The sequence below is a fragment of the Umezawaea tangerina genome (genome assembly GCF_003002815.1).
GTDB lineage: Bacteria > Actinomycetota > Actinomycetes > Mycobacteriales > Pseudonocardiaceae > Umezawaea > Umezawaea tangerina.
In genome coordinates this window covers 596806-610673 of sequence record NZ_PVTF01000007.1, presented here as the reverse complement: position 1 = coordinate 610673, position 13868 = coordinate 596806, and the positions used below count along the sequence as shown (strand labels likewise).

General features: G+C 72.5%; 18 protein-coding genes. 10 read left to right on the top strand and 8 right to left on the bottom strand.

The features are described 5' to 3' along the window. Positions 1-139 precede the first annotated feature (139 nt). The gene (locus tag CLV43_RS25590; RefSeq protein WP_106189787.1) at positions 140-757 is read right to left on the bottom strand and encodes an SRPBCC family protein; all 618 of its coding nucleotides are present in this window, start codon (positions 755-757) and stop codon (positions 140-142) included. Between the two features lie 246 nt (positions 758-1003). Here CLV43_RS25590 and CLV43_RS25585 point away from each other — a divergent pair, with 246 nt between their 5' ends. Beyond that, the gene (locus CLV43_RS25585) at positions 1004-1699 is read left to right on the top strand and encodes a type 1 glutamine amidotransferase domain-containing protein (protein ID WP_106189786.1); all 696 of its coding nucleotides are present in this window, start codon (positions 1004-1006) and stop codon (positions 1697-1699) included. A 42-nt stretch (positions 1700-1741) separates the two neighbouring features. Further along, positions 1742-2293 (top strand): TetR/AcrR family transcriptional regulator, encoded by a 552-nt coding sequence (locus CLV43_RS25580; RefSeq protein ID WP_106189785.1) that lies wholly within the window; start codon positions 1742-1744, stop codon positions 2291-2293. Positions 2294-2545: 252 nt separating this feature from the next. Here the strand turns inward: CLV43_RS25580 and CLV43_RS25575 are convergent, their stop codons facing one another. Continuing rightward, positions 2546-4141 (bottom strand): FAD-dependent monooxygenase, encoded by a 1596-nt coding sequence (locus CLV43_RS25575; RefSeq protein WP_106189784.1) that lies wholly within the window; start codon positions 4139-4141, stop codon positions 2546-2548. Positions 4142-4234: 93 nt separating this feature from the next. Between CLV43_RS25575 and CLV43_RS25570 the strand changes: the two genes are divergently transcribed. Continuing rightward, on the top strand, positions 4235-4972 hold the full coding sequence (locus CLV43_RS25570) for a TetR/AcrR family transcriptional regulator (RefSeq protein WP_106189783.1): 738 nt from the start codon (positions 4235-4237) through the stop codon (positions 4970-4972). 117 nt (positions 4973-5089) lie between these two features. On the opposite strand, the gene CLV43_RS25565 is transcribed toward CLV43_RS25570, so the two are convergent. Further along, entirely contained in the window at positions 5090-5851 is a 762-nt protein-coding gene (locus tag CLV43_RS25565; RefSeq protein ID WP_106189782.1) for a helix-turn-helix transcriptional regulator, read from the bottom strand. Here CLV43_RS25565 and CLV43_RS25560 point away from each other — a divergent pair. Beyond that, positions 5844-6065, top strand: coding sequence for a hypothetical protein (locus CLV43_RS25560; protein WP_106189781.1), 222 nt, complete (start codon positions 5844-5846; stop codon positions 6063-6065). The genes CLV43_RS25565 and CLV43_RS25560 overlap by 8 nt on opposite strands. On the opposite strand, the gene CLV43_RS47925 is transcribed toward CLV43_RS25560, so the two are convergent. After that, on the bottom strand, positions 6052-6201 hold the full coding sequence (locus CLV43_RS47925) for a hypothetical protein (protein WP_170156002.1): 150 nt from the start codon (positions 6199-6201) through the stop codon (positions 6052-6054). The two genes, CLV43_RS25560 and CLV43_RS47925, sit on opposite strands and share 14 nt — an antisense overlap. A 55-nt stretch (positions 6202-6256) precedes the next feature. Continuing rightward, positions 6257-6406: a hypothetical protein gene (locus tag CLV43_RS25555; protein ID WP_245886949.1), complete on the bottom strand. Its 150-nt coding sequence runs from the start codon at positions 6404-6406 to the stop codon at positions 6257-6259. Positions 6407-6608: 202 nt separating this feature from the next. Between CLV43_RS25555 and CLV43_RS25550 the strand changes: the two genes are divergently transcribed. Together CLV43_RS25550 and CLV43_RS25545 are read left to right on the top strand one after the other, a co-directional pair. Then, positions 6609-7034 (top strand): VOC family protein, encoded by a 426-nt coding sequence (locus CLV43_RS25550; protein ID WP_106189779.1) that lies wholly within the window; start codon positions 6609-6611, stop codon positions 7032-7034. 119 nt (positions 7035-7153) lie between these two features. Beyond that, a complete protein-coding gene (locus CLV43_RS25545) occupies positions 7154-7567 on the top strand; it encodes a DUF1761 domain-containing protein (protein ID WP_106189778.1) in 414 nt (137 codons plus the stop codon). A gap of 40 nt (positions 7568-7607) precedes the next feature. Here CLV43_RS25545 and CLV43_RS25540 read toward each other — a convergent pair whose 3' ends face one another. Genes CLV43_RS25540 through CLV43_RS25530 form a run of 3 tightly spaced genes read right to left on the bottom strand, consistent with a single transcriptional unit; the run spans position 7608 to position 10278 of the window. Then, the gene (locus CLV43_RS25540) at positions 7608-7892 is read right to left on the bottom strand and encodes a tetratricopeptide repeat protein (protein ID WP_106189777.1); all 285 of its coding nucleotides are present in this window, start codon (positions 7890-7892) and stop codon (positions 7608-7610) included. 9 nt (positions 7893-7901) lie between these two features. Continuing rightward, a complete protein-coding gene (locus CLV43_RS25535; RefSeq protein ID WP_106189776.1) occupies positions 7902-9593 on the bottom strand; it encodes a sensor histidine kinase in 1692 nt (563 codons plus the stop codon). Next, the gene (locus tag CLV43_RS25530; RefSeq protein ID WP_106189775.1) at positions 9583-10278 is read right to left on the bottom strand and encodes a response regulator transcription factor; all 696 of its coding nucleotides are present in this window, start codon (positions 10276-10278) and stop codon (positions 9583-9585) included. The genes CLV43_RS25535 and CLV43_RS25530 overlap by 11 nt, the downstream gene beginning before the upstream one ends. Before the next feature lie 79 nt (positions 10279-10357). Here CLV43_RS25530 and CLV43_RS25525 point away from each other — a divergent pair, with 79 nt between their 5' ends. From CLV43_RS25525 to CLV43_RS25510, 4 genes are read left to right on the top strand one after another with little or no spacing between them, the layout of a single operon-like run. Then, positions 10358-11419, top strand: a complete 1062-nt coding sequence (locus tag CLV43_RS25525) for an efflux RND transporter periplasmic adaptor subunit (protein WP_146174897.1) — start codon at positions 10358-10360, stop codon at positions 11417-11419. Then, positions 11416-12096 (top strand): ABC transporter ATP-binding protein, encoded by a 681-nt coding sequence (locus CLV43_RS25520; RefSeq protein WP_106189773.1) that lies wholly within the window; start codon positions 11416-11418, stop codon positions 12094-12096. The genes CLV43_RS25525 and CLV43_RS25520 overlap by 4 nt, the downstream gene beginning before the upstream one ends. Beyond that, positions 12093-13277: an ABC transporter permease gene (locus tag CLV43_RS25515; protein ID WP_211304540.1), complete on the top strand. Its 1185-nt coding sequence runs from the start codon at positions 12093-12095 to the stop codon at positions 13275-13277. Before CLV43_RS25520 ends, CLV43_RS25515 begins: the two co-directional genes overlap by 4 nt. A gap of 11 nt (positions 13278-13288) precedes the next feature. Further along, on the top strand, positions 13289-13840 hold the full coding sequence (locus tag CLV43_RS25510) for a hypothetical protein (RefSeq protein WP_106189772.1): 552 nt from the start codon (positions 13289-13291) through the stop codon (positions 13838-13840). Positions 13841-13868 lie beyond the last annotated feature (28 nt).

Sequence of the window (13868 nt, the reverse complement as noted above, 5' to 3'; positions counted from 1 at the left end):
ACTACAACACCCGACGGGCCCACAGCGCCCTCGGTGGTCGACCACCGATCAGCCGACTGGCCGCCTAACCGTCAACAACGTCACAAATCACTACAGCTAGGGCCCGGCGCCCCGCCGTCGTCGGGGTGCCGGGAGACTCCTACGCCCTGGCCTCGGCGAGCGCCTTCAGCTCGCCCATCCACTGCTCGAGGCCGCCGTCGAGCAGCGCGGTCGCGGTGGGGACGTCGGCTTCGACCTGGGCGCCGGTCCAGGTCTCCTGCGTGCGCACGCGGACGCCGCCCGCGACCTTGGTGAAGGTCCAGACGTGGACGCCCTCGTCGATGCGCAGTCCCTCGCCGACGGCGGGCCCCGTCCACCGGAGGCAGGACTGGTGCTTGGCGTCCTGGACGGTGGAGGTGACCTCGAGGACGGTCTCCGGGGTGGTGGGGGTCGGCGGTGCCGGGGTGGTCCAGCGGAACCGGGAGCCCTTGCGGAGCGGGCCGGGGTCGAGGCGGTCCATCGTGAGGACGCCGGCCTGCCAGGTCGGCCAGCGCTCGACGTCGGTCTGGAGCGCCCAGATCGTGCGCAGTGGTGCGTCGATGACGGCCTCGGCCTCGGCGCGGATGAGGGCGTTCGGGTCGACGCCGTGACCGCGGCACTCGATCGGGTGATTTCCCGCCGGTGCAGCCTGGGCGGGGGCAGCGGCGCCGAGGGCGCTCGCCGCGAGCGCGACCGCGGTGGCGCCCGCGCGGAACCGGCTGTTTCGCTGGCTGGACATGGTTTCCCCTCGTTGCGGCTGGTGTCGGTGACGACGATGCCGCCGAGGTGGACGTGGTCGCGTCGGTGACGACTACGTAGATCGACCGGGTGCGGCGACGCGCACCACAACCGGTTCCGGTTGACGTGCGTAGTCCCAGGGGATAGCTTCAGTGGCGTCAAACTGACATTCGATGCACAGAACGTCAGTTCGTCAGACCGCCGGGACAGCCCCGGTGGGCACTGGTTCGGGAAGAGGCGACAACCCATGGCGAAGGTCCTGTTCGTGATGACCGGGGTGGACTACTGGACGTTGAAGGACGGCACCAGGCACCCCACCGGGTACTGGGCCGAGGAGTTCGTGGCGCCCTACGTGGCGTTGACGGGGGCGGGGCACGAGATCACCGTGGCGACGCCGGGAGCGGTGGTGCCGACGGTGGACCAGGCCAGCCTGACGCCGGACATGGCGGGTGGCGAGGAGATCGCGAAGGAGCTCGGAGCGGTGATCGACTCCGCCATCGAGCTGGCGATGCCGGTGGAGCTGAAGGACGTGCGCCTGGCGGACTACGCCGCGGTGTACTACCCCGGCGGGCACGGGCCGATGGAGGACCTGGCGGTCGACGCCGACTCCGGCAGGCTGCTGGTCGAGGCGCTGGCGTCGGGCAAGCCGCTCGCGGTGGTGTGCCACGCGCCCGCGGCGCTGCTGGCGACCCGCGACGAGAACGGCACCAGCCCGTTCGCCGGGTACCAGGTCACCGGTTTCACCAACGACGAGGAAGCGGCGACAGGCCTCGCGCCAAAGGCCAAGTGGCTGCTGGAGGACGAGCTCGCGAAGCTCGGCGTGCGGTTCAGCCGGGGCGAGAGCTGGGCTCCGTACACCGTGGTCGACCGCAACCTCTACACCGGGCAGAACCCCGCGTCGGCCGCGAAGCTGGCGAAGGAGCTGCTCGCGGTGCTCGAGTAAAGTGACCTGGTGGACCAGGGGAATGGAGCGGGCGGCCGAGTCGTGAGCACCACCCGGCTCGACGAGGTCCTCGACGCCACGTACTACTGCCTCGCGCGGTTCGGGGTCAAGCGGACGACCATGGACGACATCGCGCAGGCGGCGGGCATGTCCCGGTCGGCCGTGTACCAGTACGTGCGCAACAAGGACGACGCCGTGCGCAGGCTCGCCATGCGGCTGCACGACACGGCGACCGACAAGGCCGTCGCGGCGGCCGCGGCCGACCTGCCCACGGCGCAACGCGTCCACAACGTGCTCCAGGCCAAGCTGGACCTGGTGCTCGCGTTGGCGGGCGACTCGCCGCACACCGCCGAACTGCTGGACGCCAAGGCGCGCCTGTACGGCGACGTCTGCACCACGTTCACCCACCGCGTCACGGACCTGCTGGTGGACCTCCTCGCCGAGGCCGGAGCCAAGAAACTCACCCCCACCGACGCCGCCCAGGTCCTCGTGGCCCTGGCCGTCGGCATGGAATCCAACCCCGACGCGGCCCACCTCCTCCGCCCCACCGTCGACCTCCTCCTCTCCGGCCTGCTACCCGACAACAACTCCTGACCGCGCCGACCAGGGCCACCCCTTGGCCGCGCTTACCAAAGCCGACGCCAGGAACCACCCCCGACCAAGGCTCGAACGCCTTCCCACGCCAACAGCCCAGGCCGGGCTCCATCCCAAGCCGCCAGCTACTCCCCCATTACGGATCCGCAGCCACCCAGATTCCTCGCGGACCCCGTCCCCCGACCCACACTCTGTTCCCACCTACCGCCGTCCGGATTCCCGGCGACGACAGACCCCCGAATGGAGGCGATATCACGGAGTGGCAGCTGTGGCGGTACCAAACATCCCCCCTGTGGCATCGCCCTGACGATCCTGCTCATCCGGCGAGGCGGTGGCGAGTATCCGGGCCAGGGCGTCGGCCAAGGGGACGTTCGAGGTCGAGTGCCAGGCGATGATGGTGTCCGGGCGCAGGAGCAGGGCGCCGTCGGCGGGGAGGGCGACCTCGTCGAGCCAGCTCTGGACCTGGACTCGGACGTGGCGCAGGCCGAGGTGTCGGGCCTCGGTGCTCCAGCGTTCGTCGTGGGGGCCGCTGACCAGGGTCAGGCCTGGTTCGGCGAGGTCCACTGTGGACGTGGTGAAGTCGAGCCAGGCGTGGGGGATGCGAGTGCCAGGGCGGCCCGCGGGGGCGTAGTGGTCGGTGGGTGCAGGGCCGCGGTTGTCGGGGATGAGGGCGCCGTCGGTGTACTGGGTGCCGAACAGGGTCGCCATGCGGTCACCGGACTGGTTCGCGCCCTGGCCGAAGGAGGACAGCATGTCGCCGACGTTGCCGACCACCTGGCTGGAGCGCTCCGCGGTCGCGTAGCCGACCGGGTGCCGTTCGACGTGGTAGGTGTCGAGCAGCGCGGGCCCGGCGGTGCCGTCCAGGACGGCCGCGAGCTTCCAGGAGAGGTTGGCGGCGTCGGCGATGGCGGTGTTCGCCCCGGCCGCGGCCATCGGTGGCATGACGTGCGCGGCGTCACCCACCAGGAACACTCGGCCGGTGGCGAACCGGTCGGCCACCCGCATCGCGGACTCCCAGGGCATCCTGCCGAGCAGGTCGACCTCGACGTCGGGCACGCCGATCGCGGTGCGGAGCAGGTCGTGCCAGTCCTCGTCGTCCAGTCCCGCCGCGTCGGGGAAGTCGGAGGTGGAGAACAGCCAGCGGTCGGTGCCGTTGACGGAGAGGAACGCGCCGGGGAGCTCGGGGTTCGTGATGCGGCAGAGGTTGAACGGCCTGGCGCGCGCCAGGTCGGTGAGGTCGGCGCGGAAGTAGAGGTCGAGGTTGTCGGCGAGGTGGCCGTGGCCGCCGAGGGGGATGCCAAGGGAGGTGCGGATGGGACTGCGTGCGCCGTCGGCCGCGATCAGGTAGTCGGCGGTCAGCTCGTACGGGTCGCCGTCCACCGGACGCAGCAGCGCGGTCACGCCGGTGTCGTCCTGGGTGAACGACACCAGCTCGGTGCCGAACCGCACCGACACGCTCCGCTCCTCGGCGGCCCGCCGTAGCACCGGTTCCAGGACGTTCTGCGGGCACAGCACGTTGGGCGCCGGGCTCAGCGCCGACATCCTGTCCGCCAGCCCCCGTCGGGCTGCCATGTTCTCGGGCGCACGGGCCTCGGCCATGGTCGGGCCGACGAGCACGTCGTCGAAGCCCGCCAGCGGGGCGCTCGCGCGGTCGACCTCGTCGGCGAGGCCGAGCAGGCGGAACACCTCCGTGCTGCGCGGGTCGATGCGGCGCGCCTTCGGCAGCGGAGACGTGTCCGCGTGCTTCTCCACCAACACGGCCCGCACGCCTTGGCGGTGCAGCTCCAGCGCCGCGGTCAGTCCCGCGATACCGCCACCGCAGATCAGCACCGGAATCCTCGTGGTCATCGGTAGCTCCTCGGTTCACCAGGGAATGTACGTCGTACATTAAACGTACTACGTACATTCCCGCTAGGCTGTGCGCAACCGACGGGAGGTGGCATGGCGAAGCGGGAAGCGACACCGCCGATCTGGGTGCTGCCCGAACCTCCCGAGCGCAACTGGGGGTTGGGTCGGCCCGAGATCGTGCGCGCGGCCGTGCGACTGGCGGACGCGGGTGAAGGCGGGGGTGACGCGCCGCCGATGCGCGCGATCGCCAAGGAGCTCGGCGCCTCCACGCCGATGTCGCTGTACCGCTACGTGCACAACAAGGACGGCCTGCTCGACCTGATGCTGGACGCCGCGAACGCCGAGGTCCCGACGCCGGAGCGGCCGGGTGACGACTGGCGCGCCGAGCTCGCGGTGCTGGCCGCGGACATGTGGGCCATGACGAAGAGGCACCCCTGGTTCGCCCGGCTCGTGCACCAGCGGCCCCCGGTCGGTCCGCACGCGAGCAGGCGCGAGGAGTTCGTGCTGGCCACTTTCCACCGCCTCGGGCAGGACCTGCACACAGCGCACAGGTACGCCCGACTGGTCGAGGGCCACGTCATCGGCCAGGCGTTGCAGTGGGCCGACGAACGGAGGATGTGGCAGAACAACGCCATCGGCGGCGTGGACGACGCACGGCGACAGGCGCGGTCGTGGTTCCCCGAGAACGGCGACGCGCACCCGCTCGTGGACCGCGCGCGCAACGACTTCCTCACCGCCACCACACCACCCGTCGACGAGAATGCCCAGTTCGACCTCGGCCTGGCCTGCCTCCTGGACGGCATCGCCAACCGCCTCCCCCAGCACGGGTGACACCACTGGACGTGGAGGTGCTGCACCACCACCGCCCCGCCTTGGCACGCCCAGTCACCGTCAACCACGACCGTCCTATTGCGACGAACTCGCCCACGACGGGCCTGCCGCAACGGCCTACTGCGGTTGGGGTAGGTAGGTGCCGGGTGTGTGGCCGGTGGTTCGGCGGAACGCGGTGATGAACGCGCCGGGTTTGCGGTAGCCGACTGCTCGGGCGGTGGTGTTGACGGGGGTGCCGTTGGCGAGCAGGGGAATGGCGGCGCGGATGCGGGCCAGGGTGCGCCAAGTGGCGAAGGTGAGGCCGGTTTCGGCGGGGAACAGGCGGGAGAAGGTGCGGACGCTGGTGTGGACGTGGTCGGCCCAGGCGGTGAGCTCGCGCTGGTCATCCGGGTGGGCGAGGAGTTGTTCGGCGACCGCGCGGGTGCGGGGGTCGGTGGGCAGCGTGAGGTGGATGTGGTGCGGGGGCAGCGGGGTGAGCAGCTCGACCATGAGCGCCTCGGCAACCGGACGGCTGCGGTCGTCGGGGGGCGTGCGGTGCAGGTGCCTGATGATCTCGCGCGGCAGTGACCCGACACTGACGCAGGTGGGCTCGGTCCAGGCGATGGGACAGCCATCGGCGGCGAAGGTGATGGTCTGCATCTCACCCGCGTGCAGCACGGAGCCCGCGTGCTCGACGCCACCGGGCACCCAGAGCCCGTAGCCGGGCGGGATCATCCAGTCGCGACCGGCGACGGTGCCCATCAGGGTCGCGGCCGAGCTCCACGTGAGCATCGGTTCGGGGTGCGAGTGCAGGTGCGGCAGCTCGTGGTCCTGGGCGGTGTCGCGGCACGGTTGGACGTGACGGGGCCTGGTCCTGGCCTTCGCCGGGATCGTGGGCATCACCTGCGGTCTGGCGGAGGTCGGCGTCGCGGCCGGGCTGGACGCGGTTGCCGCCATCGCGCTGCCGGTCGGGCTGGCCGCCTTGGCCGGCTTCGTCGTGCACGCCCTGCGGGCGGAGCGGCCGCTGCTCGACCTCGGGCTGACAGGGGGCGGGTGTTCACCGTGGCGTCGGTCGCCACGTTCGCGCTCGGTGCCGCGAACTACGGCGGGATGATCCTGATGCCGCTGTACTTCCAGACCGCGCGCGGCGAGAGCGTGGTAACCGCCGGGCTGTTGCACGTACCGACCGGGCTCGGCGCGCTGCTCGCGGCGCCGCTCACCGACCGCTTCGGCGCCGGGATCACCGCCATCGCCGGCGGGTGTACGGGCACGCCCGTGCCGAACACCGCCGTGCCGAGCAGCCCCTCAGGACCCGAACGGACTGAGCTCCTTCACCTTGTCCAGCAGTGGGGCGAGGAGGTTGAGAGCCGCTTCGCGGAGGGCCGGGACGAAGATCACCACCGCGATCAGCAGGGCCACGTACGGCGCCATGCTGCCCTTGCGCTTCTTCGCCACGCGCACCCCCCGTTCCGACCGCCTCGACCAGCATGGCACGGCGCCGGGGCGGGGGCAGCGGCACTTCGGGGACGCGGTCCGAAGTGCCGCGCGGGGAAGTCGTCGGGACCCCTGCGGAGAAGAGGCCACAACCTGGCCGCTTCGGTTGCGAAGCTCCTGGTGCTCGAGAACGAGCGCAGAGAACGATCCGAGGAGCCCTTCGATGGCCATCACCACCACGACCCACCTGAACTTCCGCGGTGACGCCCGCGCGGCGCTGGAGTTCTACCAGTCCGTGTTCGGCGGCGAGGTCGCACTGATCACCTTCCGCGACGCGGGCATCCCGGTGGCACCGGAGGAGGCCGACCAGATCACCTGGGGCGAGGTCCGGGGTGCCAACGGCTTCCACGTCATGGGCTACGACGTCCCGTCCGCGCTGTCCTACGACCAGGGCGACAAGCCCGTGTACGTGTCGGTCCGCGGCGACGCCGACTCGGCCGACGAGATCCGGTCCTACTGGGACGGTCTGGCGCAGGGCGCCAAGATCGAGGCCGACCTCGGTCCCGCGCCGTGGGGCGCCCCGCTCTACGGGATGCTCAAGGACCAGTTCGGCGTCGTCTGGGTCCTCGACGTCCAGGGCAGCTACTGACCCCTGTCCGACGACCGGCGGCGGCCGCGTGCCGCCGCCGCGCACCACTCCCCTGTCATGCCGACCGCCGCACCGGCGCGGTCGAGCCGTTCGGAAATGTCGGAAAGAGGAAGAAACCCATGTTCGGCAGTGTCTCGGTCAACTGGTGGGGCGTGCTCGTCGCCACGGTCGTCATCAGCGTCCTGGCGGGCCTGTACTTCACCGTCGTGGTCGCGAAGGCCTACGCCAAGGCCGTCGGCCACGAGCCCGACGCCCCGGCGCCGTCCGGGCCGCTGTTCATCGCCGGGCCGATGGTGTGCAACCTCGTGACGGTCCTCGCGAGTGCCGTGCTGGTCAGCGCGCTGGGGATCGACACGCTCGGCGACGCGCTCGTCTTCGGACTGGTCGTCGGCCTGGGCTACCTGGTCGCGATGACGTTCCAGATCGCCGTCAACCCGGTCTTCGCCCGACCGCTGCTCTACGGCCTCGTCAACGGCCCGTACTTCCTGGTCGCCAGCCTCGTCACCAGCGCCAGCCTCGTCCTGGTCGGATGACCACCGGGTGCGGGGCCGCCCGGCAGGGAACCGGGCGGCCTCACCCGCCGTGCCCGCGCCGCAGGGCGCGGGCACGGTCCAGCTCGTGGTCGAGCAGGTCGTCCACGTCGGGTGCCCCGGCGAGCGCCTCGTCCAGCAGCGGCACCGCCTCCGCCGCCCGACCGAGTTCGCACAGCAGGTCGCCGAGCACCACCAGGGCGCGGACCCGCGCGGCACTCCCCCGCTCCGCCACCGCGAGCACCTCGCGCAACGTCGACTCGGCGGCGTCCAGGCGTCCGAAGTCCGCCTGCCGCAGCGCTTTCCGGTACAACAGCGTCACGTCCACCGCCCGAACCTAGCCGGGGAACCGGAGCGTGAACGTCGTGCCCTCGCCGACCGCGCTCGTCACCGCCACCGACGCCCCGTGCGCCTCGGTGAGCTTGCGGACGATCGCGAGCCCCAGCCCGCTGCCCCCGGTGCTGCGGGTGCGGGACCGGTCGGCGCGCCAGAACCGGTCGAACACGTGCGGCACGTCCTCGGCCGCGATCCCGACGCCGGTGTCCGCCACGGTCACCAGCACGTCCGCGCCGTCACGGGCCGCCGCCATCGACACCGACCCTCCCGCGGGCACGTAGCGCACCGCGTTGGCCACCAGGTTGTCGAGGATCTGCCGCAGCCGCACCGGGTCAGCGCCGACCACGAGGTCCGGCGGGGCGTCGGCGGACAGCACGACCCCCGCCTGGGCGGCCCGCGGCTCGTGCGCCGCGCGGACCTGCTCGAACGCCTCGGCCACCGGCACCGGTTCGACGACCAGCCGCAACGCGCCCGCGTCCGCGATGGCCAGGTCCTGGAGGTCGTCCACCACGTGCTGGAGCACCAGCGCCTCCTTGAGCAGCAACGCCGTCAGCTCCGGCCCCCGGTCGCTGACACCGTCCTCCGCGGCCTCCAGCCAGCCGCGGATGTTGCTCAACGGGGTGCGCAGCTCGTGCGCGATGTCGCTGACCATCGCCTTGCGCGCCTGCTCCAGCTGCGCGCGGTTGGCCGCCATCGTGTTGAACGCCCTGGCCAGGCCCGCGACCTCGTCCTGGCCGCTGACCCGCACCGGTGGCGCGTCACCGCCGTCGGACATGTGCTGCGCGGCCGCCGTCAACGCCCGCAGCGGACGGGTGATCCGCGCGCCCACCAGCGCCGTCACGACCGCGGCGACGAGCAGCACCGCGCCCGCCGCGCCCGCCACCTGCCACCCGTTGCCCGACAAGGAGATCGCGGTCGTGGGGGCGCCGGACGGCGAGGACAGGTAGAGCAGCGCGGGCGGGGCGACGTAGGGCGCGAGCTGCTCCTTGCGCGCGGCGGTCACGCACCCGGCCACGGCGGGCTCGTCGGGGATCCCGAGTCCGCTGCTCTGCCTGCGGGCCGGGGTGAAGTCCGGGTCGAGCTCCACCCCTGGCAGCTTCTTGCGCTCCAGGCAGGCGTCGACCATGGTCTCCAGGTCCAGCAGGGCGGCGAAGTCGGCGGCCGTGTCGAACGGCAGCTGCGAGTCCCGGCAGTCCCGGTCGCCGCCCTCCTTCCTCTTGGTCCGCAGGCACCCCAGCGACCCGGTGGTGTCCTCGCGCTCGCGGAACTGGATCGGCGTGCGGAACGGTCCGAGCACGCGTTCGTCGATCCGGTCGGCGGGCGCGTCCGACACCAGCACCGGGTCCACGGCCAGCGCGTCCACCACCGCGGCGGCCGTGGCGGGCAGCGGCCCGCCGTCGCCGCCGAGGTCCGCCAGCGTGCGACCGTCCTTGCCCACCAGGGTCACCCGGCGGTGCGGGGTCGGTTCGAGCAGCGGGCCGAGCAGGCCGCCCACGTCCGACCAGTCGCGGTTCTTGGTCGCGTGCTCGAGCAGCACCGCGTAGATCCGGTTGTCCACCGACAGCTCCCGCCCCTGCTCGCGGGCGATGGACGCGCGGGTCAGCTGGGTGGCGAGCCAGGCCGTCGCCGTGATCGAGCACAGGGCGACCAGCACCGCGACCACGAGCATGCGGGCGAAGACGCTACGGCGCATCCGGGCGCCCCGCCGTCAGCTTGTACCCGATGCCGTACACGGTGAGCAGGTGCTCGGGCTCGCGCGGGTTGGCCTCGATCTTGCGGCGCAGGTTCTTCACGTGGGTGTCGATCGTGCGGTTGGTGATGTAGCGGTCGTAGCCGTACATGCCCTTGAGCAGCTGCTCGCGGGTGAACACCCGGTCCACCTCGGACGCCAGGATCTCCAGCAGGCCGAACTCGCCGGGCGTGAACTCCACCGCGCTGCCGTGCACCCGCACCTCGTGGCGGACCGGGTCCACCTCGATCGGGCCCGCACGCAGCAGCGGTTCCGGCGCCTCGTCGCGCCGCCGCCGCAACAGCGTCCGCACCCGCGCGACCAGCTCGCGCGGGCTGAACGGCTTCGTCATGTAGTCGTCCGCGCCCACTCCCAGGCCCAGCAGCAGGTCGTCCTCGGTGGACCTGGCCGTCAGCATGAGCACCAGCACGTCGGACTCGGTCCGCAGCGCGCGGCAGACGTCGAGCCCGCCCAGGCCGGGGAGCATCAGGTCCAGCACCACGAGCGCGGGCTGCCGCGCGCGGGCCACGTCGAGCGCCTCCCGGCCGTCGCCCACGACGACGACCCGGTGGTGGTCCTGCTCGAGGTAGCGCCGCACCAGCTCGGCCTGGTTCTCGTCGTCCTCGGCGACCAGGATCAGGGGGTTCACCCGGCCGATCCTAGGTTCGCCCTCGCCACGATCACCGGTCCCGCACAGGTCCCTCACAATCGGCGTCGATCATCGACCCATGCGCTCCAACCTCCGTCGAGCGGCCGTGGTCACGGTCGGGGTGCTCGTCGTGACCGCCACGATCGGCGTGGTCGTGCTCCTCGTCCGCAACCGCCCACCCGTCGCCGCTGCCCCGCCCGCCCCCGCGGTCAAGACCACGACCGTCCGCAAGGCCGACCTCGCGAACACCAGGTCGCTGTCAGCGGACCTCGGGTTCGGCGCGCCCCGTCCGGTGAAGGGCACCGGGACCGGCACGGTCACGAAGCTGCCCGCCGTCGGCCAGGTCGCGCGACGCGGCGAGGCGCTGTTCCGGGTGGACGACCAGCCGGTGACCGCGTTCTTCGGCGCCACCCCGTTCTTCCGCAAGCTGGAGACGCCCGGCACCAAGGGCTCCGACGTGGCCGTCCTGATGGACAACCTCGCCGAGCTCGGCTACCAGGTCGGCACCCGGCCCGACGACGACACGAAGGCAGAGCTCACGCCGAGGGTCGTCACCGCGCTCAAGAAGTGGCAGCAGGCGATCGGCGTCGAGCAGACCGGCACCCTCGAACCCGGCCGGGTACTGGTGCTCGACGGTCCCGCGCGCGTCGCGTCGGTGAAGGCGCAGCTCGGCGCCACGCCCACCGAGGAGCTGTTCGACGTCACGCCCACCACCCGCCTGGTCACCGCGCGGGTCCCGCTCCCGGAGGCCGGTGACGTGCGGACCACCGCGCCGGTGCTGGTCGTGCTCCCGAACGGGACCGAGACGCCCGGCAGGATCGGGTCGGCCACGCCCCTCGCGTCCACCCAGGACGGTGGTGGCGGCGACCCGAAGGTCGAGATCGTGGTGACCCTCGACCGGCCCGACGACGTGGCGGGCCTGGAGACCGCGCCGGTGCGGGTGGTGATCACGACCGAGAGCCGCACCGGGGTGCTGACCGTGCCGCTGGAGGCGCTGATCGCGCTCAAGGAGGGCGGCTACGCCCTGCAGCTGCCCGACGGCGGGCTCAAGGCCGTGCGGACCGGTCTGTACTCGCGGAACACGGTGGAGGTCAGCGGCGACGGGATAGTCGAGGGCTTGACGGTGGTGACCGCCCAGTGACCCCCGTGCTCGAGGTGAAGGACGTCAGCAGGCACTACCCCGGCGGCGTCACCGCGCTGGACTCGGTGTCGCTGCGGGTCGAGCGCGGCGAGCTGCTCGCGATCGTCGGCCCGTCCGGGTCGGGCAAGTCGACCCTGCTGCACCTGGTCGGCACGCTCGACCTGCCGTCCACCGGGGTCGTCGAGATCGGGGGCCACGACGTGTCCCGGCTCTCCGACCGGCAGCTGTCCGGGCTGCGCGGCCGGGAGCTGGGGTTCGTGTTCCAGCAGTTCCACCTCTCCGACGGGCTCACCGCGACCCAGAACGTCGCCACCGGCCTGCTCTACGCGGGCGTGCCGCGCCGGGCCCGCCGCGCGATGGCGCTGGAGGCGCTGGACCGGGTCGGGCTCGCCCACCGCGTGGACCACCTCCCCCACCAGCTCTCCGGTGGCGAACGGCAGCGCGTGGCCATCGCCCGCGCCGTGGTGAACGAGCCCGCGCTGGTCCTGGCCGACGAGCCGACCGGGGCGCTGGACACCGCCACCGGGCGCGCGGTGCTGGACCTGCTCACCGGGCTCAACCGCGAGGGCACCACGATCGCGGTGATCACGCACGACCGGGAGATCGCCGCCCGCCTGCCGCGTCGGGTCGAGCTGCGCGACGGCCGGATCGTCGCCGACACCGGGGGCAAGCCGTGAAGCCGACCCGCCTGTCGCCGCTGGACCTGCTGCACCTCGGCACGATCGGCCTGAGCACCCGCCGGGCGCGCGCGGCGCTGTCCGCGCTGGGCATCGCGCTCGGGATCGCCACGATGGTCGTGGTCACCGGCATCCCGGCGTCCAGCCAGCGGGCGCTGCTCGACGAGCTGACCGCGTTGGGCACCAACATGCTGCGCGCCCAGCCCAGCCCGCGCCAGGACGACCCGGTCCTGCTGGCGGAGGGGTCGGCCGCGATGGCCGCCCGGATCGGGCCGGTGACCGCGTCCGCCGCGGTGGCCAACACCCACACCCGCGTCCGCCGCTCCGACCGGCTCGACCCGGCCCGCAGCTCCGACATCACCGTGCTGGCCAGCAGCCCCGGTCTGCTGGAGACCGTCAACGGCCGGGTGCAGAGCGGCCGGTTCCTCACCGACGGGGCGTTCCCCACCGTCGTGCTGGGCTACGTCGCCGCGGGCCGACTCGGCATCAGCGCGGTCCGCGAGGACGCGACCCCGGCGGTGTTCGTGGGCGACACGTGGTTCACCGTGGTCGGTGTGCTCGCCCCGATGCCGCTGGCCCCCGACCTCGAACGCTCCGTGCTCGTCGGCTGGCAGGCGGCCCGCGACCGGCTGGGGTTCGACGGCCACCCGACCGTGGTGTACGTGAAGGCGCGGGAGGAGTCCATCGAGGACGTCCGCTCCGTGCTGCCCGCCACGTTGCACCCGGAGGTCCCCGGCCTGGTCCAGGTCAGCCGCCCGTCCGACGCGCTGGCCGCCAAGCGCGCCACCCAGAGCTCCTACTCCGCGCTATTCCTCGGCCTCGCGGGGGTGGCGCTGCTGGTCGGCGGCGTGGGCGTGGCGAACACGATGGTGATCTCGGTGCTGGAACGCCGCCGCGAGATCGGCCTGCGGCGCGCCCTGGGCGCCACCCGCGGCCACATCCGCGGCCAGTTCCTCACCGAGGCCGTCCTGCTGTCCGGCCTCGGCGGCCTGGCGGGAACGCTCCTCGGCGTGCTCGGCGTCGTGGGCTACGCCACCGTCCACGACTGGCCGACGGTCATCCCCTTGCCCGTCCTGGGCGGCGGACTGCTGGCGGCGCTCGTCGTCGGCGCCGTCGCGGGCCTGTACCCCTCGATCCGCGCCGCCCGGCTCACCCCGACCGCGGCGTTGTCCGCACCGTGAAAGGACATCCGATGAAGACGCCCGTCCTGCTCGCCGCGCTGCTGGCGCTCACCGCCTGCTCCGCGCAGGCGCCGAAGGCCTCGGAGGTCGCCTCCCTGTCGACACCCGCGAACGCCTCCGCGTCGGCGGGGGCGTCGGCGTCCGCCGCCGCCAAGGAGGAACGGCCGCGCGAACGGCTCGACATGACGCCGGAGGACTTCGAGGCGCTTCAGGCACCGTGGCGGCAGTGCATGGCCGAGCACGGCATGGACCAGAAGGGGCGCGCCGAGCCCGGACGGCCCGAGCCCGCCAAGGAGGACGTCGACAAGGCGCTCGTGGAGTGCGAGTCCAAGGACCCGCTGCCGCCGTGGGAGAAGGACAGCACGAACCCCGAGGCCGTCGACTTCGCCAACCGGGTCGTGCAGTGCCTGCGGGAGAAGGGCGTCCGCTACGTGGAGGTCGTCAACGAGCCCGGCGCGACCATGGTGTCCTACGCGTTCGGCGGCCCCAACAACGACCCGGAGTCGATCACCCTGGGCCTGGACCACGTCAAGGAGTGCGAGATCGCGTCCTCCGCGAAGTGACGCGCGGTCCACTGGCGACGGACCGCGG